The following is a 23068-nucleotide window of genomic DNA, read 5'->3' on the forward strand; positions in this document are numbered from 1 at the left end:
TTGACTCACGCAACGTAAACCCAAGCAAACGGCTCATTGAGCCAAGGAGAAAAAACCATGAAGCTTTACTACAGCCCATCCGCCTGTTCGCTGTCGCCGCACATTGTGGCCAATGAGCTTGGCCTGCCTATTGAACTCGTGAAGGTCGACCTCGTCGCCAAACGCACCGAGCACGGTGAAGACTTTCTCGCCATCAACCCCAAGGGCCTGGTGCCCGTCCTCCAGCTCGACGACGGCTCCCTGTTGACGGAAGGCCCCGCCGTCGTGCAATACCTCGCCGACCTCAAGCCTGACGCGCAGCTGGCAGCCGCCAGCGGCAACATGGCCCGCTATCGCCTGCAGGAGATGCTGGGCTACATCAATTCAGAGCTGCACCAGGGTTACTTGCCCCTGTTCAATCCGGCCTGCAGCGACGAGGTTCGCAGCGCACGCACGGCCCATCTGCACAAACACTACCGACTGATAGACGCCGCACTTGGCCGCACTCCCTTCCTGCTGGGCGACCGTTTCACGGTGACCGACGCCTACCTGTTTGTCATCACACGCTGGGCAGATATCGTCAAGCTTGACCTGTCGGCCTTCCCCAAGTTGCTGGCGTTCCAGGCGCGCATCGCTGCCCGGCCTGCCGTGCAAGCGGCAATGCGCCGTGAACAAGCGGCCAGCGCCTGATCCCAGCCGCATTCCACTCACCTACTTACTCACCCAGGAGAACACCATGACCACCACCATGACCGAAACATCCACCATGAACCCCATGAAGCACCCCGTCGTGTCCAGAAACAAATGGCTGGCCGAGCGCAAGACGCTGCTGGCGCAAGAGAAGGAGCTAACGCGCCTGCGCGACCAGATCGCCAGCGAACGCCGCGCGCTTCCCTGGGTTCGTATCGAGAAAAACTATGTCTTCGACACACCCGAAGGCAAACGTTCACTCGCCGACCTGTTCGAAGGCCACCGCCAGCTGATGGTGCAGCACTTCATGTTCGGCCCGGGCTGGGAGCAGGGTTGCCCGAGCTGCTCTTACATGGCCGACCACACGGCCGGCATGCGGATCCACCTGGAGCACCGCGATGTGAGTTTTGTGGCCATCTCGCGCGCGACGCTGCCCGAGATTGAGCGCTTTCGCCGACGCATGGGCTGGCAGTTCAAGTGGGTCTCTTCGAACAGCAGCGACTTCAACTACGACTTCCACGTGAGCTTCAAGCCCGAGGAGCGGGTCAACGGCACCGTCAACTACAACTACGGCATGGTGGAGTTCCCAGCCGAGGAAGCACCCGGCATCAGCCTGTTCTACAAAAATGACGCAGGCGAAGTCTTCCACACCTACTCGACCTACGGGCGCGGTGTGGAAGTGATGATGGGCACCTACAACATGCTGGACCTCACGCCCAAGGGCCGGGACGAACATGACGGGTTTTACAAGATGGACTGGGTGCGCCACCACGACCGCTACGAAGCCGCGACCGCATTCACACCCGCGCCTGAAGTCGATTCGTGCTGCAGCGCGAAAGCCTGACCGGCTCGCGGAACAGGTGCACGCAGCATGTCAAGCCTTTGGCCGTGGTTCGTGGTGGCAGGCGCCGGCGCCCTTCATGGGTTGAACCCGGCCACCGGCTGGATGTTGGCCGCTGCCTGGGGCTTGCGCTCACGCGACCGGACGCATGCACTGCGAGCGCTGGTGCCTATCGCAGTGGGGCATGTCGTATCGGTCGCACTGGTGGTCGGCGCAGTGGTGATCGGCTTGGGCCTGGATCGCGCACTGCTCCAGGGTGTGGCGGGTGGGCTGTTTGCCGTCACCGTGATCGCTCACCTGTCGGGTCGCATGCCCAAGGTGGCGCGTGCGCCGGCCGGACACGCCGGGCTGGCGCTCTGGTCCTTCGTGATGTCCACCGCGCACGGCGCAGGTTTGATGCTGGTGCCGGCACTGGTTCCGCTTTGCGCAGGGGATACATCGGTGCTGGAAATCACAGGATCGGGGCCGCTGGCGCTGGCGTTCGCAGCAGCAGGTATTCACATGGCGGCGATGCTCGCCGTCACCGGCCTGGTCGCCACCGGGGTTTGCCGGAGCTTCGACGTCGGCGCCCGTTTGCTTCGACGTAATTGCAGTGAATAAAGCCCCAGCGAGGATTTCAGCGCTGTTTAAGAAGCGTCGACAGTCAGATGTCATTTGTTGACTGACCTGACATGGTGTTTGGCTAAGCCATCGCCGCCTGAACAGCGGCGATAAAAGGCTTGATGAGCGGATTGTCCAGGTCTCGACGCCAGCACACAGCCATCTCCATTCCACCACCGTCATCTTCCAGAGGGCGAAATGAGATGCCAGGGGGACTGCCAATCGCGGCGCATGCCGGGACGATGGAAAAACCCTCTCCGGCCAATACCAGGGCAAGGGCGGAGTGAATTGTCTCCACCCTCTGAATGACATGCATCGTGATGTTGTTCCGCCTGAGAAGCGATCCGATGAAAGAGGTGTCCGCTCCGTTCTCTACCTTCGTGCCAGGCAATCCAACAAGTGTCATTCCTTGCAATTTGGCCATAGGGACCACTTTATGACGGGCCAGCGGTGACCGCGCAGGCATGGCCAGGAGCAAGGGCTGCTTTCCGACAGTGACAGCAGCAATCCCGCTGCGCTGCAGCGGCGGCATACAAAGACCGACCGTCACTTTGAACTCACTGATCAGCACTTCGTACGTGCTGGCACTCATCTCGACAAACTGAATGTCAACTCCAGGCAAAGTGCGTCTCAGTTCCGGGACCAACCTGGGGAGCACTGCATAGCCCAGCGCGAACATATAACCCACGGTCAAGCGACCGCGGCGTCCCGCAGCCACCGCACGCGCTGCTTCAAAGCCGTCGTGCGCAAGCGCAAGCGCTTCCTTCGCGCGCGAATAAAGGGCGCCGCCCGCATCGGTGAGTTCCATCCCCCTGGACCCTCGACGGAAGAGCGCGGTTCCCAGCTGTGCCTCGAGATTGTGGATATGCACCGAAAGGGGCGGTTGCGCCATGTGGAGCTGCATCGCGGCCTTGCCCACGCTGCGGGCATCCGCAACGGCAACGAAATAGCGCAGGTGCTTCAGGTCCATGAAGTCATATTAAACGCGTATGGGATTGTCGTAAATCGGTATTAGACGGATGAATTCCGAAGTGCAAAGCTTGCGCCGTGAAACATCAAATAAACAAAGCCATAAATGGGTGACGACCTGTGCCAGATGCCTGCAACCGTTCTGCGTCAGAAAATCGCGCAGCGGGAGGTGTCGCCTGTCGAAGTGACGCAGGCGGTCCTTGATCGCGCCCATCGGCTTCAACCGGTGCTTAACTGCTTCATCACCATCTGCGCGGACGAGGCAATGCAGGAAGCGCGCACCGCCGAGCAAGCTCTGATGCGGAATGAACCGCTCGGTCTTCTCCATGGAATACCCTACACATGCAAGGATCTGGTCAACACCCGCGGCGTTCGCACGACGTTCGGCTCCCTGATTTTTGAAAACAATGTTCCCGCGGAAGACGCGGAAGCCGTGGCGCGTCTGCGTCGGCAAGGCGCCATCCTCATCGGAAAAACAACGACATCCGAGTTCGGTGCCAAATGCCTGACCGATGCCCCCCTCTTCGGCCGTACCCGCAATGCCTGGCGCGCCGATCGTTCCAGCGGAGGATCCAGCGGCGGCGCGGCCGTGGCTGTGGCGGCGGGAATTGCACCGATGGGCATCGCCACCGACGGCGGTGGGTCAACCCGGATTCCCGCCGCATGCAACGGTGTTGTAGGCCTCAAGCAAAGCATTGGAGTCGTTCCTCACTCGCAGACCGAAGATGTCTTCGGAAATCTCACGTATGTCACACCAATGACGCGCACGGTAGCAGACACCGCCTTGATGCTCCAGGCCATGGCCGGACCGGCGGCGGTCGACCCCTGGTCTATTGGCTTACCCGTGCCGGACTACTGCAAGGCAGCCACGACAGGCGGGGACTTGCATGGCAAACGCATCATGTTCTGCCTGGCACCTCAAGGCCGGCCTGTTTCAAGCGAGGTCGCGCGTGCGTTTGAGGATGCGCTCGCCCATCTGAAATCAATGGGGGCAGAGTTGTGCGCGATGCCCGTTACCACCGACTTTGACATCGAGCCTCTCTGGCGCACCATCAACCACACGGTATGGGTAACGCGGTTTGGCGAGTGGGCGCGCGAACGTCCGCACGACCTCAGCCCTTCTCTCCTCCAACAGCTTGAGCTGGCCAAGCATGTCACAGGGGTCGAGTATCAGCGGGCGATGTTCGATCGAACCCGCCTGTTCAGGCATGTCCAGGGGCTGCTGCAGGAGAACGACTTCCTCGCCATGCCCACGTTGTCACGTACGGCCGTGGCCATCGACCAGGATCTCTTCAGCACGCTGGACATTGACGGCCAGCGCTACCCGGAGGTCCGTGCGAACTGGTTTCCCTGGACGATGCCGTTCAATCTCAGTGGGCATCCTGCCATCACACTTCCCTGCGGCTTCGATGTGGATGGACTTCCCATCGGTGTGCAACTGGTTGGTCGGTTCAGGGGCGAGGCGGACCTGCTTCACGCCGCATCGCTGCTTGAAGCATCACAGGGATTATTGTTGCGCCGACCCAATGTGACTTGACTTAACCTGGGGTAAATCATGAACATACTGAACCGCGGATTTTCCAAGTGGGCATTTGTCCTCACAATTTTCAGCGGAGCTCTGGCTGGCGTTCACGCTCAGTCGAACCCGCCGGTCGGAGCTCCAACTGAGCCCTTGAGGCTGGTTGTCGGGTTCGCACCGGGAGGCGCTCTCGACGCTTTGGCCAGGGCTATGGCCGAGCAGCTACGGAAGTCCACCGGACAAACTGTTTTGGTCGACAATCGGCCAGGCGCATCGACCCGCCTGGCCATCGACTACGTCAAGCGGGCACCTCCCGATGGCAATACGGTGCTCCTTGCATCCTCGGCGCCGTTCGTCATCTTTCCGATGACATACAAACGCGTGAACTATGACGTGGAGCGGGACTTCGCTCCGGTGGCGCATCTGGTGGAATTCCCCAGCGTCATTTCAACGAGCACCACGCAGCCTTTCAAGACACTGCCCCAGTATGTCGAATGGCTCCGGCGCCACCCGAAAGATGGGTGGGTTGGACTCACCTCCCTGGGGGGTGGTCTGCACTTCTCTGTCCTTGCAATGTCCAAGGAAGTCGGTGTTCCCATGGAGCCTATTCCGTACAAGGGAGGTGCGCCTCTCGTAACGGACATCATCAGCGGGCAAGTTCCCATCGGCACAGATGCGTTGGCCAGCCAACTGGAACTTCATCGCGGTGGCAAGGTGCGTATCCTCGCGGTCTCCGGAACGCGGCGCAATAGATTGTTGCCCGATGTCCCCACAGTGAAGGAAGCAGGCATCAACGGTTTCGATCACGCCTCCTTTTCTTACAGCGCTTATGTGCCTGCGAGTACTCCGCCCGCTGTCATCAAACGACTCGAACGCGCGCTGGTCGATGCCGTGAAAGAGCGCCGGGTGTATGCACAGCTCATGAGCTTGGGCCTCGAGCCCACAGGGCTGGACGGCGCAACAGTCAGGAAGCAACTGCGCGCCGAGCTGGCTTTCTGGCGGCCCATCGTCCAAGCCTCGGGATTCAAAAGCGAGGAGTGAAGCGAGGACTCTCTAGGCGCTTCAGGCGAGCCAAGTCGATGCCTTTGCGAAATTGCAGGTAGCTGGTGTAGCCCTTGGGTGGGTGGGCGTGCTGCTGTGGATACTGGTCTCACCTGGTTTCGCCTGTGTCTCGGCGTAGCCCAGCCGCACAGGATTACCGCGGACATAGGGAAAACCACAGGACGCAGGGTCATCGCGTCCGCGGCCCAGGGCTCCCGCCCCCCTTTTTCCACTGGGGAGTCTGGCATTCGTGCCATTCCGGAATCAATACACGCCATCGATGTCATTGGACCAGGCAGCGGAAGGCTTCTATTCTCCGGTCGCAAGGCAAATCGCCTGGACGAAAGGATTCCCATGGAAGTCATACGATCAAAAGAGTTCACCGCAGCCAAGGCCTGGGGCGCACGTGATATCGCCAACATGAACGGGATCACAACGCGCCTGCATTGGACAGACCAGCCCTACCAGTGGCACGTCAATGACGGCGAAGAAGTATTTGTGGTCCTCGACGGCAGGGTAGAAATGCACTACCGCGACTCTGATGGCGCCGGGTTAACCATTCTGGAAGTTGGAGACATCTTCTTTGCAGACGTGGGGACCGTTCACGTTGCAAAACCCATTGGCGCGGCGCGCATACTGGTCGTTGAGACCCAGGGTAGTGTTTAGCGTCAGGACTGGCGCACTCATCCCCCTCCATTCCTCATATTGTTGAATTCCGCTGAAGTCTGACCCAAGGGGGATGCGGACAAAAACTTGGACTACCAGGAAGTAGTTCATATATTCGTACGAAGACAGGATTCGGGCGATTGAGTTCTACCTCAATCTCGGCAAACGCGTCAGACCAACCATCGCCTACATCCGCTGGTTCAACGAGAAGCGGATCAAGATTTCTCTTGGCTCTCTTAGTCTCATCGAATACCGAGAGAGTCTTGGACTTACGGGATAAAACCGGTCCAAGTACTTGTCCGCACCCCCAGTCCTTCTATCAAATCTTGACTCACACTTTCTTTACGACATCCTCATGAGCGGCGAGGCAGGTGCCTTGATCGATGCCAGCACCCGATCGACCATCACGCCCGCCTGACCCAGGTTGTTCATCGGATCACAGAACGAGGCCAGCTGTTCGCGCGTCACATGCTTCTTGATTTCCGGGTGCTCCGCCAGCAACTCGATCAGCGGGCGCTTTTGCTTGAGCGCATCGCGACAGATGTCATAGACCAGGTCGTGCGCATACTCGCGCCCGATGTAGGGACCGAGGCCCATCATCACGGCCTCCGACATCACAAGGCCGTGGGTCATGTCGATGTTGCGGCGCATCTGCGCGGCATCGACTTCCAGGCCCGCGAGGATGAACTTCGTCTGCTTGAGCGCGCCCGAGATCAGGCAGAAGATCTCGGGCATTGCCACCCATTCGATTTCCCATGGGCCCGTGGAGCGTTCATGGTCGGCGACCATCGCGTCCATCAACGATGCGGCCAGCTGGCGTACCACCGAGATGTTGGCGTGGATGTAGAGGCAGGAGATCGGGTTGCGCTTTTGCGGCATGGTTGACGAGGAACCGCGACCGGGCGCAAAAGGCTCGAACACTTCCGCGACTTCGGTCTGCATCAGCAGCTTCACGTCCATCGCGATCTTGCCGAGCGATCCACCGACGATGCCGAGGAAGGCGCCAACTTCAGCGAAGTTGTCGCGCACGGTGTGCCACGAAATCAGCGGCTGCCCGAGTCCGAGCTCCTTCATGAGGCCTGCCTGGGTTTCCATCGCACCTTTTTCAAGCGAGGACAGCGTGCCCGACGCGCCGCCGAACTCACCGACCAGCACCCGCGGCTTGAGTTGCGTGAGGCGCTCGCGGTGGCGCTCAATGCCCGCGAGGATGCTGGCCATCTTGTAGCCGAAGGTGATGGGCGTCGCCTGCTGCAGGTTGCTGCGGCCGATGATTGGGGTATCGCGGTGGTCGCGCGCCAGTTTGGCGAGCGAGGCCGAGATGTCCGCGAGGTCGGCCTCGACCAGTGCGAGGCCCTCTCGTATCTGCAACACGGCGGCCGTGTCCGTGATGTCCTGCGTGGTGGCGCCCCAATGGCAGTATTCGCCAAGGCCGTCCTTGCAATGCGCGTTGATCTGGTTGACCACGGCGATGATCGGGTAGCCGATCTGCTCGGTCTTGGCCTTGAGCTTGGCCCAGTCAATCTGGCTGGGCTCGCAGTTCTTCACGATCTCTTCGGCCGCTTCTTTGGGAATGATGCCGAGGGAACCCTGAACCTTGGCGAGCGCGCGCTCGATGTCCAGGTATTTGGCGGTGCGGTTCTCGTCCGACCAGACCTGCCGCATGGTGGCATCGCTGAACATGTCGCCGAAAATTTTTGAGTCGATGATGGTTGCGGACATAGGTTCTCCGTTGGGTTATGTGTCTTGTAAAAAATCAGGGGTTGCGTGCGGCCAGAGCCACGATGCGCTCGGCTTTGAGCACAACCGGGCGATCGACCATCTTCCCGTCAAGCTGGATGGCGCCGCCGCCGGCTGCGCGCGAGGCGCTCAGGATGCGTTGTGCCCAGGCCTGTTCTTCAGCACCGGGTCGTAGCGCGCGGTGTACGGCGGCAACCTGCACGGGGTGGATACACATCTTGGCGCCAAAGCCGAGGCAGCGTGCCTGCGCCATGTCGGCGGCAACGCGGTCCGCATCGATGTCGGGCGTGACGCCAGCCACGGGCGAGGGCAGGCCTGTGGCACGTGAGGCAATGGCCAGCTGAATCGCGGCGTGCTGCAGCGCCGGGCTGTCGGCAGGAATGTCGAGATCGGCCATGTAGTCGAGCGAGCCGAAAGCCAGCCGTGCGATGCCCGGTGCGGTAGCAAGGTCGGGGGCAGCCAGCAGGCCACGCGCTGTTTCGATCAGCGGCAACACCGTTGCGCCCGAACTGAGCGAGCCGAGAACGTCAGCCACCTGCCATTTGTTTTCGTATTTGGGAAGCATGACGCAGACGGCCTGCACCTGCCGCAGGAGCTGCAGATCGTCCGTGTACCAATCCGTGCTCGCGTCGTTGATACGGATCACCAGCTTGCCGAGAACCTCTTCACCCGCGAAGGGCATCCACGCCGCGATGGCCTCGCGCGCAACAGCCTTGTCAGAGGACGAGACCGCGTCTTCCAGATCGATGATGACGCGGTCCGCACCGGAGGCCAATGCCTTCACGAAACGCTCAGGCCGGTGGCCAGGCACGAACAGGTAGCTCAGCGGCACGAGCGGCATGCTCATACCGCGCCTTCCGCTCGCAATTGAGCTATCTGTTCGATGCCGTAGCCAAAGTGGCTCAGGATCGCGTCGGTGTGTTGACCCAGCGCGGGCACGGCGCCCATGCGTGGGGCACCGTGTTGCCAGGAACCGGGCGGCAACATGGCGGGCACGGCGCCCGCCGGTGTATCGATTTCACGCCAGCGTCCGCGGGCTTCGAGTTGCGGATGTTTCCACAGCTCGCTCATGGTGTTGACCTGGGCGTTAGCGATGCCGGCGGCTTCCAGCCGCTCGACGACTTGCGCGGCGGTCAGGGTGCTGAAGGTTTCGACGATGAGCGACGAGAGCTCGCCGCGGGCTTCGCTGCGCTGTGCATTACCGGCGAACCGTGGGTCGCTGGCGAGCGCGGGTTGCAGCAGCACTTTTTCGCAGAACAGCTTCCACTCGCGTTCGTTCTGCAGGCCCATCATCACAGTTTTGCCGTCACCGGCCAGAAACGGCCCGTAGGGGTAAATGGTCGCGTGGCTGGCACCCGTGCGCTGGGGCGGTGCCGCGCCTTCGAAGGCGTAGTAAAGCGGGTAGCTCATCCACTCCGACAGTGACTCGAGCATCGAGATGTCGATGCGCTGCCCTTCGCCGGTCTGCTGGCGGTGCATGAGCGCCCCCAGGATGTTGGTGTACGCATACATGCCGGCGGCAATGTCGGCGATCGACGGGCCGGCCTTGGACGGTGTGTCGGGTGTGCCGGTCACCGAGACGAAACCGGCCTCGCTCTGGATCAGCAGGTCATAGGCCTTTTTATCGCGGTAAGGGCCGTTGTCGCCATACCCCGAGATGTCGCACACGATGATGCCGGGCTTGCGCCTGGACAAGGCTTCGTACGACAGGCCGAGCCGCGCGGCGGCACCCGGCGCTAGGTTTTGCACCACGACATCGGCCTCTTCAATGATCAGGCGCATGAGGATTTTCTGCGCCTCCTCGTGCTTGACGTCCAGTGTCAGGCTTTCCTTGGAGCGGTTTGTCCAGACGAAATGCGACGCCAGGCCTCGCACGCGGCTGTCGTAGGCCCGCGCGAAATCGCCCACACCGGGCCGCTCGACCTTGATGACGCGCGCACCCATGTCGGCCAGTTGCCGGGTGGCGAAGGGCGCCGCGATGGCGTGTTCGAGCGTGACAACGGTGATGCCCTTGAGTGGTTGCATGATATTTCCTCAGCCCAGCGTGGCGGTGGCATCCATCGTGAGCCAGCCTTCGTGGTCACGTCCCCACAAACGCACACTCTTGCCGTCGGCTGAAGGCTGCCCGTGGATAGAGAACGGGTTGACGTCGAACGTGGGCCGGACCGCCTTGAACTCGAATTTGCGCACCGCGGCGTCGGGCATATGCCGGCGCAACAGGTCCATGAGCAGCGTAGCGATCAGCGGGCCGTGCACGATAAGGCCCGGGTAACCCTCGACCTCGGTGACGTACTTGCGGTCGTAGTGGATGCGGTGCCCATTGAACGTGAGGGCCGAGTAGCGGAACAACAGTACATCGTCGGCGACGATGCGGCGTTCCCAGGCGAATGCAGCCGGTGCGGCCTGCGGCGGCGGGGCTACGTCGTCGGGCGTCGGTGCTGCACGGTAAACGATGTTGTGGTGCTCGGTCAACGCGACATCCGCAGAGCCGTTGCGCCGCAATTCGTGACGCACTTTCACGAAAACCAGACTACCGGTACGGCCGGTTTTTTCCTTCACGTCAACGATGGTCGAGGTCCGCGCGAGTGCATCGCCGACGCGCAGCGGTTCGTGGAACTCGAAGTCGCTGCCGGCCCACATCCGGCGTGGCAGCGCAACGGGTGGCAGAAAGCCACCACGCCGCGCGTGGCCGTCCGGGCCGATCTCCGATTGGGCATGGATCGGCAGGAAATACAGCCAGTGCCAGAGGTAGGGCAACGGAGTACCCGGCGCGGGACGCGCGGTGTCCGGGCGATCGAGCGTAGCCGAGAGTGCTGCGTATGGCGTGGCGGTTGCAATATCTTCCAGCGTCTCGCTGCGGCCTATCCAGTCCTGCAAATTCATGGCGATGTTCATTCCGTGGAAAATTACTCGACCTTGATCTTGGCGGCCGACACAACTGCCTTCCAGCGGATCACTTCTTTTTGCACCAGGGTTTTGAGCTGCTCAGGCGTTCCGGTTTCCACTTCGGCGCCTTGGTCCTCGATGCGTTTTTGCACACCCTTGTCGGCCAGCACGGCGTTCATCTCGGTATTGAGCCGGGCGACCACGGCCTTTGGCGTCTTCGCGGGCGCGAACATCGCGTACCACTGCGACATGCTGACATTGGGGATGCCCTGCTCGGCCAGCGTCGCAACATCGGGCAAGACGGGAGAGCGCTTGTCGCCGGCGATGCCGAGCGCCTTGAGCTTACCGCCCTTGATCTGCGGGTAGGCGGTGAACAGGCTGGGGAACATGTACTGCGTGCTACCGGCGATCGTGTCGAGCACGGCGGGCGCCGAACCCTTGTACGGAACGCTGATCACGTCCACGCCAGCCGACAGCTTGAACAACTCGCCCGCGATATGCGGCGCCGTGCCGTTGCCGGCCGTTGCGTAGCTGTAGGTGCCGGGCTTGGCCTTCAGGTAGTTGACCAGTTCTTTGGCGGTGTTCACGGGAACGGCTTTGTTGGCCACCAACACGGTGGGCGACGCGGCCACCATGCCGATGGGCTCGAAATCGGTGACGGGGTCGTACTTCAGTTTCTGTAGCGCCGGGTTGATGCCGTGCGTGGCGATGTAGCCGAACATGATGGTGTAGCCGTCCGGCGCCGCACGCACAACAAAGTCGCTGGCGATGGCACCGTTGGCGCCGGCCTTGTTCTCGACGATGACCGGCTGACCGAGTTTGGCGCTCAGGCCTTGGGCAATGATGCGCGCCATGGCGTCGTTGGCGCCGCCTGCGGCGGTCGGCACAACAATGGTGACCGGTTTGGCCGGCCAGGCCTGGGTGAGCGCCTGGCCGGGCACGGACAGGGACAGGCCGGCGCCGAGCGCCAGGGCGAGAGAAGCGCTAAAGGGATGATTGATTCTCATGAAAATTGTCTCCTTCGTTTTTGTCACAGCTGCATCATCGGCGTGGGGACGAGTTCCGTGAAGTGCAATTTTTGCTAGTATTGGTGCATGGCACGCATCAATTTCGATTTACAGCAGCTCGAAGCCTTCGTGGCGGTGGCTGAGCGCGGGAGCTTTCGCGCGGCAGCAGACCACATTCACCTCTCCCCACCTGCCTTGAGCCGGCGCATCGACAAGCTCGAAACCATCCTGGGCGCCCGCCTCTTCAACCGCACCACGCGTGACGTCGAACTGACGGCTCTCGGGCAGGTTTTTCTTGATCGCGCACGTGCCGCGCTGGACGACCTCGAGTCCGCTATGCTCGGAATCACCGACATCGCCGGCAGCCGCACTGGCCGGGTCACGGTGGCCTGTGTGCCTTCCGCAGCAATCCACTTTCTGCCCTCGGTCGTGAGCTCGTTCGCGGAGCGTTACCCACTGATCCGCGTCCGTGTGATCGACGAAGCCGCCGGTACGGTGATGGCCACTGTGGTGTCGGGCGAGTCGGATTTCGGCATCACCTTCATGGGCAACCAGGTACCCGGCGTGGACTTCGAGCCGATTCACTCCGATCCGTTCGTGGTGGCGATGCCGCGTCGCCACGCACTCGCCGGCCGCAAGACGCTGTCGTGGAAAAACCTGGAAGCCGAGCGCCTGATCGCGGTCGCGCGCACCAGCGGTAACCGGCAATTGCTGGACGACGCGTTGGCCAAGGCGGGTGTCAATCCTTCTTACCGTCTCGAGGTGAGCCACATTGCAACGCTGCTCGGCATGGTCGACGCGGGCCTCGGGCTAGCTGCCGTACCGCGCCTGGCCTTGCCGAAACAACATCCGTCGATAGTCGGCGTCGCGCTCACTGCGCCCGCGGTGTCACGTGTACTGGGCCTTGCCACTTTGCGTGGCACGACCCTGCGCGCGCCGGCGAAGATGTTCCACGACTACCTGCATACAGCTTTGAAGGACAGGCGCTAGCGTGGGAGGTCGGCCCAAGCGGCGCTAGGACCGCAACTGAGATCGCAGTCGTGCCCTTCCAGGTGGATAGGGCTGTGTTTACGACTTTAATAGCCTGTTTACGACTTTAATTGCGCGGAATAACACGCTAACGCGCACCGCGACCGTCATTCGACAGTCACGCTCTTTGCAAGATTGCGAGGTTTGTGTGGTCACCTAACTTGCTTCGCAAGTGAGTGCCCACCAAACCGCGACGCGTGCAAGGCACGCTGACCGTCATTCGACAGTCACTGACTTCGCCAGGTTTCGCGGTTTGTCAACATCCGTCCCGCGCGCCACAGCGGTGTGATACGCCAGCAACTGCAGCGGAACCACATGCAGCAGCGGGCTCAGCGCGCCGTAATGTTCAGGCATACGGATGACGTGGAGGCCTTCGCCGCTTTCGATTTTTGTGTCGGCGTCGGCCAGCACATAAAGTACGCCGCCGCGGGCGCGCACTTCCTGCATGTTGCTTTTGAGCTTTTCGAGCAGGGCGTCGTTGGGCGCCACTGTGACGACAGGCATTTCACTGGTGACAAGGGCCAGGGGGCCGTGCTTGAGTTCGCCGGCGGGGTAGGCTTCGGCGTGGATGTAGCTGATCTCTTTGAGCTTGAGCGCACCTTCAAGCGCAATCGGGTAATGCAGGCCGCGACCCAGGAACAACGCGTTCTCCATCTTTGCAAAGTCTTCGGCCCAGCTGATGACTTGCGGCTCCAGCGCCAGCACGGCTTGCAGGGCTGCGGGCAGGTGGCGCATGGCTTTGAGGTGACCGGCTTCTTCTTCCTCACTGAGTTTGCCCTTGCTTTGGGCCAGCGCGAGTGTCAGCAAAAACAGACCGGCGAGCTGTGTTGTGAATGCCTTGGTAGATGCCACACCGATCTCGACGCCGGCGCGGGTGATGTAGGCCAGCTTGCACTCACGCACCATGGCCGAGGTGGACACGTTGCAGATAGTCAAGGTGTGCTTCATGCCTAGCGACTGGGCGTGTCGCAGCGCGGCAAGCGTGTCGGCGGTTTCACCGCTTTGGGTGATGGTGACAACCAGTGTTTTGGGGTTGGGCACTGAAGTGCGATAACGGTATTCGCTGGCCACTTCCACCTGGGTCGGGATGCCGGCAATCGATTCAAGCCAGTACTTGGCCGCGCAGCCACTGTAGTAGCTGGTGCCGCAAGCCAGGATAAGCACGGAATCAATGTCCTTGAATACGCGGTACGCATCGTCGCCGAACAGTTCCGGAACGATCCCTTCAACACCTTCGAGCGTGTCGGCAATGGCGCGCGGCTGCTCGAAAATTTCCTTTTGCATGTAGTGGCGGTAAGGGCCTAGTTCGGCCGCGCCGCTGTGGGCATGGACGGTTTTGACAGCGCGCTGCACGGCCTTGTGGTCCCGATCGATGACCCAGTATTTACCAAGCTGGATATCCACCAGATCGCCCTCTTCGAGATAAAGGATCTGGTCGGTCACGCCGGCCAGCGCCATCGCGTCGCTGGCGAGGAAGTTTTCACCGCCCTCTTTGCCCACTCCGAGAATCAGCGGCGACCCGGCCCGCGCGCCCACCACACGGTGTGGTTCGTCCTTGCAGAATGCGGCAATCGCATAGGCACCGTGCAACTGACGGGTGGCAGCTTTCAGGGCTTCGAACAGGTCACCGTCATACAGGCTGTCCATGAGGTGCACGATGACTTCGGTGTCGGTCTGGCTGGTAAACACGTAACCCTTGGCCTGCAGCGCAAGACGTAATTCGTCATGGTTTTCGATGATGCCGTTGTGCACCAGTGCCACCTTGCCTGCCTTGTGAACGGCGTCCCCGGTACCGTGGCTGAAGTGCGGATGGGCGTTGTGCACTGCCGGCGCACCGTGGGTGGCCCAACGGGTGTGGGCAATGCCGGTGCCGCTTTCCAGTTTGTCAGCGCTCACCTGTTCCATGAGCTCAGCTACGCGGGAAGTGCTGCGCGCCCTTTTCAGGCCGTCCGCATACACCGCGACGCCACAAGAGTCGTAGCCGCGGTATTCCAGCCGCTGCAAACCTTGCACAAGGATGGGAACAATATTTCGCGTCGAAACTGACGCAACGATGCCGCACATGGAAGTCTCCTGAAGAACAATGCGGTGATGCTACGTACTTGTTATTTTGTTATGTGATTGATTTTTATCTATTATTGAAATTAAATTTCATCAATAATGCATACTGGAATCTGATTTCATTTATATTCATTTAGTGGAACAATTAACCATTGATGAGATTGATCTCAAGCTGCTGGGGAGCTTGCAAACCGATGCCTCGCTAAGCAATCAGGCGTTGGCCGAGCGCGTGCACATATCGCCGCCCACCTGCCTGCGCCGCGTCAAGCGCCTGCGCGATGCCGGGCTGGTGGAGCGTGAAATTGCATTACTCAGCCCCGACAAGCTGGCAGCCCTCACCGGGCACGGGCTGACGGCGATTGCCGAAATCACGCTGGACCGCCAAGGCACCGAACAACAGGAGGCGTTTGAGGCACGCGTGGTGCAAGACGAAGCGGTGCAGCAGTGCTACCGCGTCTCACCGGGGCCGGACTTCGTGATGGTGGTGCATGTGCGCGACATGCCGGGCTACCTGGCACTGGCACAGCGGCTGTTTACCGGCGACGCCAATGTGCGTAACGTCAAGGCGTTTTTCAGCGTCAAGCGCTCGAAATTTGAGCCGAAACTGCTGTTAGCCCAATAAATACGGGCGTTAATAGCTACTGAATTTATAGCACTCACAAACATCTTCCAACAGACATCAACCTGCTCGAGGCGGCCCGATGCCTGTGCCGGAAAGTTTGCTGGCGGATGCACTGCAAATACGCGGCCGGCACCACCGGTTGAGAGGTGGTCCGGCCAGCGTGCCTTGACGCTGGTCTATTTGCGCAATGCTGGTGATTCGCCGAGCGCCTTGATCAGCTTGACCAGGGCATCATTGGACGCGCGCACCGCAGCCAGGGAGAAATTGCTCTTGAACTCCCCAAACGTCGCAGCACCTTCGCCGCTCACACGTATCGTCTCAACCGGCTTGCCGTTCGCATCAACGATGGCACACACCAGCCTGACGGTGAATTGGGTCGGCGGCCAGGTAAAAGCACCGTCGGAGGACGAGTTGGTGGTGATTTCGGGCGTAATCAACAAGGAAATGCCGTCGGCCTGCAGCGCCGCTGCGTCCTTGGGGTTCTGCACCTTGCTCACACCGGTGAAAGCCTCGGACAGGGCTTTGTAAAACCCGGGCTCAATGTCGCGGTAGGGGAAGTAGCGCACCTTGTCGCCACCGCCACCGGGCGTTGTCACTTCAACCGCGCGTAGCACGTCGGGCATGTGATAGCCCACTTTTTTATTGATGGGCTTCACTCCGGCGGGTGCGGCAACGACGGCAAGATCAGGATTCATCGTGATGGGGTGCGCACAGCCGAACAAAAACACGCAGGCCATCAAGGAAAAAACAAGGCTCATTAAACGGTTCATGATTGATTCCTCCTCGCCTAGTTGCGAATGGCTTTGACAAAATCCGGATCGGTCACCAGCGAGGACACCAGCGCCTGAACCATCAGTGGATAGTTATTTGCGGCAAGGGGAATAGCCACCGCACCTGCAAAGGAGCTTTCCCATTTGCGTTCTATCCGTTTGATCTTGTCAAACAGCACCTTGCCATTGGCCTTCACCAGAAAACGCGCCTCGATCTGCCCGGTATTGATGCTGATGTTGCCTGCATCGATGTTGTTCTTGAGCAGGGTTCCGCTGATTTCAATGGCAGATTGCGGGTTGTACAGCTTTGCCAACTCGAGTTCCTGCCGCAGTGCTGCAGCAATGTAGTCGCCATAGTTTTTTCCCACAGGGGAAATCATGGTGTTGGCACGCAGGGTCATGGAATTCCCCCCTGGTATGCCCGCCGCCACATCAATGACGCCCGTCTTGACGGTCGTGGTACCGCCAATTTTCTTGAGCACCTCAACGTTATCGATGGACGGCGCATAGTTGGGCGCCGGCCCGGCACATCCGGCAAGAATGGTCAACGTGGCGATGCCCGCACACAAGGCTGCACGCCTGATTGTCTGAATCATGGAAAGGTTCCTCCGTATTTTTGAAAGCGGCATGGCCCGATGCAGCCAATACCGTTACGAATGCTAACGCTGTATTTCCAATTGAAACAAGCCGGAAAAACACCCATGTCGCCCGAAGGCAACCGTTAGCGGGATTTTTTTGCCGGTCGCTTCCAGTCAGACAGGCTGACCTGCTTACCGCGCGCCACGCTCAGGGTGCCGGGTGCCGTGTTCTTGGTAATCGTCGAGCCGGCTCCAACCGTGCTGCCCTCGCCTATCGTCACCGGCGCCACCAGCACGCAGTTGCTGCCGATGTGCACGTCAGCCTCAATCACCGTGCGGTGTTTGTTGGCACCATCGTAGTTGGCGGTGATGCTGCCGGCGCCGTAGTTGACACGTTCGCCCACGGTGGCGTCGCCCAGGTAAGCCAGGTGGTTGGCCTTGGCGCCCTTGGCGAGCGTGGCGTTTTTCACTTCAACAAAATTGCCGATGTGCACCTCGGCGCCCAGCTGCGCCCCGGGCCGCAAGCGCGCAAATGGCCCCACCAGGGCGCCCTCGCCGACCTGCACGCCAAGTTTTTCGCCATCGATATGGGTAAAGGGGTGAATCACCGCGCCGGCTGCAATCTGGCAATTGGCAATCACGCAATTGGCGCCTATGCGCACGCCGTCAGCCAGTCTGACCTGACCTTCAAACAGGCAGTTCACGTCAATTTCCACGTCCTGGCCGCAGCCCAGCGCGCCGCGCACGTCGAAGCGCGCAGGATCGGCCAGCCGCACGCCCTGCTCCATGAGCGCTGTGGCCCGGCGCAACTGGTACACACGCTCCAGCTCAGCCAGCTGCACCGGGCTGTTGACGCCGGCCACCTGCGCGGCATCGAGAATCTGATGCGCCACCACGGCTATGCCGTCGGCCACAGCAAACTTCACGATGTCGGTCAGGTAGTACTCTTTCTGGGCATTTTTGTTGTCCAGTCGCCCCAGCCAGCTGCGCAACAGGCGGGTGGGCACTGCCATGATGCCGCTGTAGATTTCACGGATCTCGCGTTGTGCGTCGCTGGCATCCTTGTGCTCCACGATGGCCCTTACCTGCGCAGAAGACTCCGCTCCGGCCCGAACAATGCGGCCGTAACCCGTCGGGTCAGCCATGTTCAGCGTGAGCAGAGCCAGCCGCTGGCCATCGCACTGCGCCAGCAGGGCCTGCAAAGTGGCAACTTCGGTCAGCGGCACGTCGCCCGACAGCACCAGCGTGACACCGTCGTCGGCAAGCAGCGGCAGCGCCTGCTGCACCGCATGGCCGGTGCCGAGCTGCGGCTCCTGGCGGGCGAACTTCAGGTCGAGTTTTGAATCCGACAACGGTGTAGCTTGCGTAAACCGGGTGCAGGCGGCTTCGACGGTTTCTGCGCCATGCCCCGTGATAATGACCGCCTTGCGCGCTGACACGGACGCGGCGCATTCGATGACATGCGCCAGCAAAGCCTTTCCGCCCAAACGGTGCAACACTTTGGGTAAGCTGCTTTTCATCCGCGTGCCTTTGCCCGCGGCCATGATCACAACATCGACTGGAACTGGAATCGCCATGGAATTTCCTGTGAATTTTCGGTTTTCAAGGCCACCCCTGCCCGCGGCGGGACAGGGTCGCATTGTGCTGATTATCGGTGTGCTGCTAGCGGCCGCAGCCTTGCAAGCCTGCAGCGCCGTGAAAATCGCCTACGGCCAGGCCACAGAGCTGGCGTACTGGCAACTCGATGGGTATTTTGACTTCAATGCCGCCCAGCGTCCCAAAGTGCGGGACGAGCTGGCGCGCATTCACCTATGGCACCGGCAAACCCAGCTACCGGCCTATATCAAGACCCTGGAAAAATGGCAGCCCCTCCTGACGCACGATATGGATGAAGCACAGGCCTGCAGCATTTTTGATGAGATACGCAGCAGGCTGCAGGCCATCTCTGACCACGCAACTCCCGTTGCAGGTGCGCTGGTCACCACGCTGGAGACGGAGCAGCTCGAAGCATTGAAGCGCAAATTTTCAAAACTCAATGTTGAGTATCGCGACGATTTTCTTGACGGCAAGCCGGCTGCGCTGATCGAAAAGCGCCTGAAAAAAGCAGTGAGCCGCGCGGAGATGTTGTACGGCTCGCTCGAGCACGCGCAGCGGGATGTATTGAAGGAGCGCATCACGCGATCTGTGTTCGATGCGCGCATATCCCTTGCGGAACACCAGCGGCGTCAACGCGACGCCCTGCAAAGCCTTTCACCCCTGATTGCCGGCCAGTCAACCCCGAATCAGGCCCATCTGGTGATTCAGGGCTATTTCGAGAGAGTGGCGAATTCACCGGACCTGGTGTACCGCCGCTATCAGGACAACCTGACCCGCGACAGTTGCAAAACTTTCGCGGCGCTGCATAACAGCACCACCGCTGCGCAGCGCGCCCACGCGGTTAAAACGCTTCAGAGGTATGCCCAGGATTTCGCCATCCTGGCGGCACGGCGTTAGTGTCCTGCCCCGGAAATAAAGTCGATATGAAATTTCATCACCTTATTTCCGGGACACGACACTAAGAGCCGCGCGCCTTGGAATGAGACTTGCCTTCCCGTTCGGCCTGCACCAGTTGGCGGGCCTCAGCCTCATTGACAGGTTGAGCTGCTCGGGCATCTGAAGCCACATCCGCATCTTCGAGATATTTGTTGATGCTCTTCTGGTAGCTACGCGTGCCTTCGTAACTACCTTCGCCGATCTGCGCTTTGAAAACGCCAGACCGCTTTGCATCTGCGTCGAGCGTTGAGGAAATAGTTTTCCGCGTCATTGATGCTCTTCGGTTTGTTGATGGCCAGGAGAATACTGGCGCATCACATGACCATCGTCGCCTGCCTGGCGAACACGCCTTGACTGCAACTCACCCGAGCCGCTGCTTTGCTGTTGCTGCCTGTCGACGGGGCGTTGCGGCTGTTGTTGCAGCTGGCGCAGATGAGGGCTGATGTTGCTGTCCATGAAAAACTCCTGATGGGGCAGCCCAAACATTCACGGCCACGCAGGGACAAAGAGGTTCAGCATAAAACCCCATCAAGGCACGCGTGTCAGCCGCCCCACCCGCCTCCTGTCAGACTTGTCCTACAGATCATCCAAGCCAGCAGAAAGCATCCGTCGACTGGAGGTCAGGCTTGCAACGCAGCCCACATCTCTTTGTCACGCTCCGCCGTCCAGATGCGCGGCGAGCCCTTTTTCGACCTGCGAGGGGCCCCGCTTGCGGGGATCGAAGCGAAAAAGGGTGAGGTGAAATCCGCGCTGCTCGCGCTTTGAGATCAGGCTTGCAGTGCAGCCCACATTTCTTTGTCGCGTTCGGCCGTCCAAATGCGCGGATTCTTGATTCCGCTGGCCTCGTCAAAGGCGCGGCTCACGTCAAACGGCAGGCAATGCTCGTAGATAAAGACCTGCCCAAAGACGGGATCCATGCTTTTGCGGGTGTGGGCCATCGCAGCCTTGAGATCCATCTTCGCGGCGGCTGCTTCCTTGCCGCAGCGGAACAGTGTCTCGACCCATTGTTTGGTGTAGTCGATGGCCTTGTTCACCTCTGCAACGCCTTTCATGGCTTCACCGCGGCCCGGCACAATCGCCTCGGCCTTGAGGGCACGCAGCGCCTCCAGGGTGGCAGGCCACTCTTCGAGCTGGGCATCGCCGGTGTAAACGCCGGCCTGGTACTCGACCAGGTCACCGGAGAAAAGCACTTTTTCTTCTTCCACCCAGGCAATGGTATCGCCACGCGTGTGGCCATGGCCGGGATGCCAGATCTGCACCTTCACGCCACCAAGATCAACCACCAGCTTGCCGGGCAGTTCGCCTTTGACAGGGTTGCCGCCGGCAATCACCATGGTCGGCCAGGTCAGGCCGGGCACACTTTCGGCATTGCGGAACAGGCGCGGGAAACGCTCCATCTCGCTTTGCATGTCTTCGGCGCCGCGCTCCACAATCAGTTCGTAAGTACCCTGACTGGCAATCACTTCCGTAGCCCCTTGAGCAAGGTAAGCGCTCGCTCCCAGTACGCGCACCGCGTGGTAATGCGTCAACAGCACGTATTTGATGGGTTTGTCGCTGACGGCGCGGATGCGCGCGATCAGGTCCTGCGCCATGGCGGGCGTGGCCGTGGCATCGCTGACCATGATGAATTTGTCGCCGATGATCACGCCAGAGTTCGGGTCACCTTCGGCGGTGTAGGCCCAGCAATGGGCGCTGAGCTGCTCGAACGTGATTTTCTTGTCCGTGAGGTCGGACTGCGAAGCAAAAGCTTTGGACATGGGGGAAGTCTCCGTGGGGTGCGGCCAACGGGCCGGTGTGTCGTGAAATTCTACTATACGTAACTTATTACGAATAGTAAAACGCCGTAAATCCCCGTCCAGGCGGGAGAGGCTGTGAAGATTTCGTAGCGAGCGGGCCGAGGTGGCTTCGAGGAGCGGAGCCGTACAAACGTACGGTGAGCACCGCAGGAGCCAGATCGGGTCGCGCAGTAGAAAGATTGACGGCCTCTCAGGCCAGCCCGCGCTCCAGCATGGCCACCACCTCTTCGGCATAGTCGCGGTAACTCATGGGCCCGTCAGGGCGCATCCAGGTGAAGGTCCAGTTGATCATGCCGAAAAGCATCATGGTCACCGCTGTCTGGTTGGCCGGCGTGATGCGTTTTGGGTAGGCCCGGGTAAGAAACCTTGTCATGGCCGACACCACGTCGCGCTGCCGGTTCAGAATCAGTTCGCGCTGCACTTCCCCGAGAAATTTGGTGTCCCCCAGCAGTGCGCTGTGCCGCGTTGCTGAGCTTTCGTACTGGTCGAGGAAGTTGCGGATCAGCTCATGCAGGGCGGCGCGGTCGTCCAGGTTCTTGCGCTGGGCACTGGCATCTGTCTGGCCAATGATGGCCAGCAGATGCTGGGTGTAGCGGTCCAGCAGATCAAACAGAATGGCTTCCTTGCTGCCGTAGTAGTGGTACAGCCTGGCTTTCGACGTGCCGCAGGCCGCGGCAATGTCGTTCATGCTCGCGGCCACATAGCTACGCTGCGCAAAACACTGGGCAGCCACATCGAGGATGGCTTCGCGCTGGAGTTCGTGGGTGGCGGATTTGGGACGGGCCATGCGGTATTGTGAAGCACACCGGCGCGCAAGCCGGCGTCTGCAAACCCGTTAAAGTTCATGAATGGCCGCTGACCTGTCCTTTGCCAATTACTGCTGTGAGTTGCTGGGCAGCGCGGGGCCCTGCTCGGCACGCCGCATGTTTGGCGGGTTTGGCATCAGCACCGGCGGGCTCAATATTGCGCTGGTGGCCGACCTGGGTGGAGGCGACACACTCTGGCTCAAGGGAAACGAAGAAACGCGCGGCCTGTTTGAAGCCGCGGGTTGTGCGCCTTTTGTCTACGAGGCCAAAGGCAAGGCCATGAAACTGAACTACTTCAGCGCGCCCGAAGACGCGATGGAGTCGCCTCAGCTCATGGCGCAGTGGGCCCGGCTGGCGCAGGACTGTGCCTTGAAAGCACGTGCAGCCAAGGTACCACGGGCGCGGCCAGCTACCAAATCAGTAGCAAAACGGGGAAGAGCAGCCAGCAAGGCCACACCCACTCCGCCGACCAACCCGGCAACCAGGCGCGCCGATGCGGCGCCCGCCAAACCAAAAGCCAGCCGCAAGTCGCGTAGCGGCTGAGCCACGCCACCGCGCCATTGCGGGCCAAGCGCCAGTACCGGCACTTGGCTGCTGCTGATGGCCACCCCTGCCGCGGCCGGCAGCGGATCCCAGCTGAAATAGGCTGCCGATTGCTCCGGGGAGTTCCAGGACTCCATCACCAACACCTGCCCCGGCAGGAGATTCAGTGTGTCGCCTGCGCCAAGGAAGTGGTCGCCCCCCCGCACGGCATCGTCGCCCTGCGCGTTGTCGAAAGTGATCCAGACCCGTCCGTGCGCGATACGCAACACACCAGGCTGGCTGGGGCGCAGTGTCAATGCACGACTGTCACCGAGCTTCCAGCAGCCCGACACCTTTTCCGTGCCGGCGAATGATTGCAGCTCTGGGTGGTGATGGTTGTTCATGCTGTTCTCCTGA

At 60.7% G+C, this 23068-nt stretch carries 24 protein-coding genes and 2 pseudogenes; 11 read left to right on the top strand and 15 right to left on the bottom strand.

The window, feature by feature from the left end; translation table 11 throughout:
- Positions 1-57 precede the first annotated feature (57 nt).
- The 3 genes from gstA to B0B52_RS04105 are packed head-to-tail and all read left to right on the top strand — an operon-like array spanning position 58 to position 2110.
- A complete protein-coding gene (gstA, locus tag B0B52_RS04095; RefSeq protein ID WP_077592350.1) occupies positions 58-669 on the top strand; it encodes a glutathione transferase GstA in 612 nt (203 codons plus the stop codon).
- A gap of 46 nt (positions 670-715) precedes the next feature.
- Positions 716-1513, top strand: a complete 798-nt coding sequence (locus B0B52_RS04100) for a DUF899 domain-containing protein (RefSeq protein ID WP_077592351.1) — start codon at positions 716-718, stop codon at positions 1511-1513.
- 27 nt (positions 1514-1540) lie between these two features.
- A complete protein-coding gene (locus B0B52_RS04105) occupies positions 1541-2110 on the top strand; it encodes a hypothetical protein (protein WP_077592352.1) in 570 nt (189 codons plus the stop codon).
- Positions 2111-2192: 82 nt separating this feature from the next.
- On the opposite strand, the gene B0B52_RS04110 is transcribed toward B0B52_RS04105, so the two are convergent.
- Positions 2193-3080, bottom strand: coding sequence for a LysR family transcriptional regulator (locus tag B0B52_RS04110; RefSeq protein ID WP_077592353.1), 888 nt, complete (start codon positions 3078-3080; stop codon positions 2193-2195).
- Positions 3081-3185: 105 nt separating this feature from the next.
- On the opposite strand from B0B52_RS04110, the gene B0B52_RS04115 reads away from it, so the two are divergent.
- The 4 genes and pseudogenes from B0B52_RS04115 to B0B52_RS22010 form a co-directional block, all read left to right on the top strand.
- Positions 3186-4616, top strand: coding sequence for an amidase (locus B0B52_RS04115; protein WP_077592354.1), 1431 nt, complete (start codon positions 3186-3188; stop codon positions 4614-4616).
- Between the two features lie 18 nt (positions 4617-4634).
- Positions 4635-5639, top strand: coding sequence for a tripartite tricarboxylate transporter substrate-binding protein (locus tag B0B52_RS04120; RefSeq protein ID WP_077592355.1), 1005 nt, complete (start codon positions 4635-4637; stop codon positions 5637-5639).
- 354 nt (positions 5640-5993) lie between these two features.
- Positions 5994-6305 carry a cupin domain-containing protein gene (locus tag B0B52_RS04125; RefSeq protein WP_077592356.1) on the top strand — a complete coding sequence of 104 codons (312 nt, stop codon included), beginning with the start codon at positions 5994-5996 and terminating at the stop codon, positions 6303-6305.
- A 184-nt stretch (positions 6306-6489) separates the two neighbouring features.
- Positions 6490-6585: pseudogene (locus B0B52_RS22010) on the top strand (IS3 family transposase); the annotation flags it as partial.
- Between the two features lie 62 nt (positions 6586-6647).
- Here B0B52_RS22010 and B0B52_RS04130 read toward each other — a convergent pair.
- The 5 genes from B0B52_RS04130 to B0B52_RS04150 are packed head-to-tail and all read right to left on the bottom strand — an operon-like array spanning position 6648 to position 11935.
- Positions 6648-8024, bottom strand: coding sequence for an adenylosuccinate lyase family protein (locus B0B52_RS04130; protein ID WP_077592357.1), 1377 nt, complete (start codon positions 8022-8024; stop codon positions 6648-6650).
- Between the two features lie 34 nt (positions 8025-8058).
- Positions 8059-8889, bottom strand: a complete 831-nt coding sequence (locus tag B0B52_RS04135) for a CoA ester lyase (RefSeq protein WP_077592358.1) — start codon at positions 8887-8889, stop codon at positions 8059-8061.
- A complete protein-coding gene (locus tag B0B52_RS04140; protein ID WP_077592359.1) occupies positions 8886-10067 on the bottom strand; it encodes a CaiB/BaiF CoA-transferase family protein in 1182 nt (393 codons plus the stop codon). The genes B0B52_RS04135 and B0B52_RS04140 overlap by 4 nt, the downstream gene beginning before the upstream one ends.
- Positions 10068-10076: 9 nt before the next feature.
- Positions 10077-10925: a MaoC family dehydratase N-terminal domain-containing protein gene (locus B0B52_RS04145; protein ID WP_077592384.1), complete on the bottom strand. Its 849-nt coding sequence runs from the start codon at positions 10923-10925 to the stop codon at positions 10077-10079.
- Positions 10926-10948: 23 nt separating this feature from the next.
- Positions 10949-11935 carry a tripartite tricarboxylate transporter substrate binding protein gene (locus B0B52_RS04150; RefSeq protein WP_077592360.1) on the bottom strand — a complete coding sequence of 329 codons (987 nt, stop codon included), beginning with the start codon at positions 11933-11935 and terminating at the stop codon, positions 10949-10951.
- 87 nt (positions 11936-12022) lie between these two features.
- Between B0B52_RS04150 and B0B52_RS04155 the strand changes: the two genes are divergently transcribed.
- The gene (locus tag B0B52_RS04155; RefSeq protein ID WP_077592361.1) at positions 12023-12925 is read left to right on the top strand and encodes a LysR family transcriptional regulator; all 903 of its coding nucleotides are present in this window, start codon (positions 12023-12025) and stop codon (positions 12923-12925) included.
- 255 nt (positions 12926-13180) lie between these two features.
- On the opposite strand, the gene glmS is transcribed toward B0B52_RS04155, so the two are convergent.
- Positions 13181-15028 carry a glutamine--fructose-6-phosphate transaminase (isomerizing) gene (glmS, locus tag B0B52_RS04160; RefSeq protein WP_077592362.1) on the bottom strand — a complete coding sequence of 616 codons (1848 nt, stop codon included), beginning with the start codon at positions 15026-15028 and terminating at the stop codon, positions 13181-13183.
- A gap of 133 nt (positions 15029-15161) precedes the next feature.
- On the opposite strand from glmS, the gene B0B52_RS04165 reads away from it, so the two are divergent.
- Positions 15162-15647 (top strand): Lrp/AsnC family transcriptional regulator, encoded by a 486-nt coding sequence (locus B0B52_RS04165; protein ID WP_077592363.1) that lies wholly within the window; start codon positions 15162-15164, stop codon positions 15645-15647.
- Between the two features lie 176 nt (positions 15648-15823).
- Here the strand turns inward: B0B52_RS04165 and B0B52_RS04170 are convergent, their stop codons facing one another.
- The 3 genes from B0B52_RS04170 to glmU form a co-directional block, all read right to left on the bottom strand.
- On the bottom strand, positions 15824-16417 hold the full coding sequence (locus tag B0B52_RS04170) for a hypothetical protein (protein WP_139351809.1): 594 nt from the start codon (positions 16415-16417) through the stop codon (positions 15824-15826).
- A 17-nt stretch (positions 16418-16434) separates the two neighbouring features.
- Positions 16435-17013 (bottom strand): hypothetical protein, encoded by a 579-nt coding sequence (locus B0B52_RS04175; RefSeq protein WP_077592365.1) that lies wholly within the window; start codon positions 17011-17013, stop codon positions 16435-16437.
- A gap of 125 nt (positions 17014-17138) precedes the next feature.
- Positions 17139-18572, bottom strand: a complete 1434-nt coding sequence (gene glmU / locus B0B52_RS04180; RefSeq protein WP_077592366.1) for a bifunctional UDP-N-acetylglucosamine diphosphorylase/glucosamine-1-phosphate N-acetyltransferase GlmU — start codon at positions 18570-18572, stop codon at positions 17139-17141.
- Between glmU and B0B52_RS04185 the strand changes: the two genes are divergently transcribed.
- Complete coding sequence (locus tag B0B52_RS04185) at positions 18571-19488, top strand: DUF6279 family lipoprotein (protein ID WP_254425632.1); 918 nt, start codon at positions 18571-18573, stop codon at positions 19486-19488. The two genes, glmU and B0B52_RS04185, sit on opposite strands and share 2 nt — an antisense overlap.
- A gap of 61 nt (positions 19489-19549) precedes the next feature.
- On the opposite strand, the gene B0B52_RS04190 is transcribed toward B0B52_RS04185, so the two are convergent.
- The 4 genes from B0B52_RS04190 to B0B52_RS04205 all read right to left on the bottom strand — a co-directional run bounded on the left by B0B52_RS04190 (position 19550) and on the right by B0B52_RS04205 (position 22110).
- Positions 19550-19798, bottom strand: a complete 249-nt coding sequence (locus B0B52_RS04190) for a hypothetical protein (RefSeq protein ID WP_077592367.1) — start codon at positions 19796-19798, stop codon at positions 19550-19552.
- Positions 19795-19983, bottom strand: coding sequence for a hypothetical protein (locus B0B52_RS04195; RefSeq protein WP_139351810.1), 189 nt, complete (start codon positions 19981-19983; stop codon positions 19795-19797). Before B0B52_RS04195 ends, B0B52_RS04190 begins: the two co-directional genes overlap by 4 nt.
- 311 nt (positions 19984-20294) lie before the next feature.
- A complete protein-coding gene (locus B0B52_RS04200; protein ID WP_077592369.1) occupies positions 20295-21284 on the bottom strand; it encodes an MBL fold metallo-hydrolase in 990 nt (329 codons plus the stop codon).
- Positions 21285-21513: 229 nt separating this feature from the next.
- Positions 21514-22110: a TetR/AcrR family transcriptional regulator gene (locus tag B0B52_RS04205; RefSeq protein WP_077592370.1), complete on the bottom strand. Its 597-nt coding sequence runs from the start codon at positions 22108-22110 to the stop codon at positions 21514-21516.
- A gap of 136 nt (positions 22111-22246) precedes the next feature.
- Between B0B52_RS04205 and B0B52_RS22645 the strand changes: the two are divergent.
- Positions 22247-22438 (top strand): annotated as a pseudogene (locus tag B0B52_RS22645) (TfoX/Sxy family protein); the annotation flags it as partial.
- A gap of 17 nt (positions 22439-22455) precedes the next feature.
- Here the strand turns inward: B0B52_RS22645 and B0B52_RS22650 are convergent.
- Positions 22456-23055: a DUF2917 domain-containing protein gene (locus tag B0B52_RS22650; RefSeq protein WP_254425633.1), complete on the bottom strand. Its 600-nt coding sequence runs from the start codon at positions 23053-23055 to the stop codon at positions 22456-22458.
- Positions 23056-23068: the final 13 nt, after the last annotated feature.

Source organism: Polaromonas sp. A23, from assembly GCF_002001015.1.
GTDB lineage: Bacteria > Pseudomonadota > Gammaproteobacteria > Burkholderiales > Burkholderiaceae_C > Polaromonas.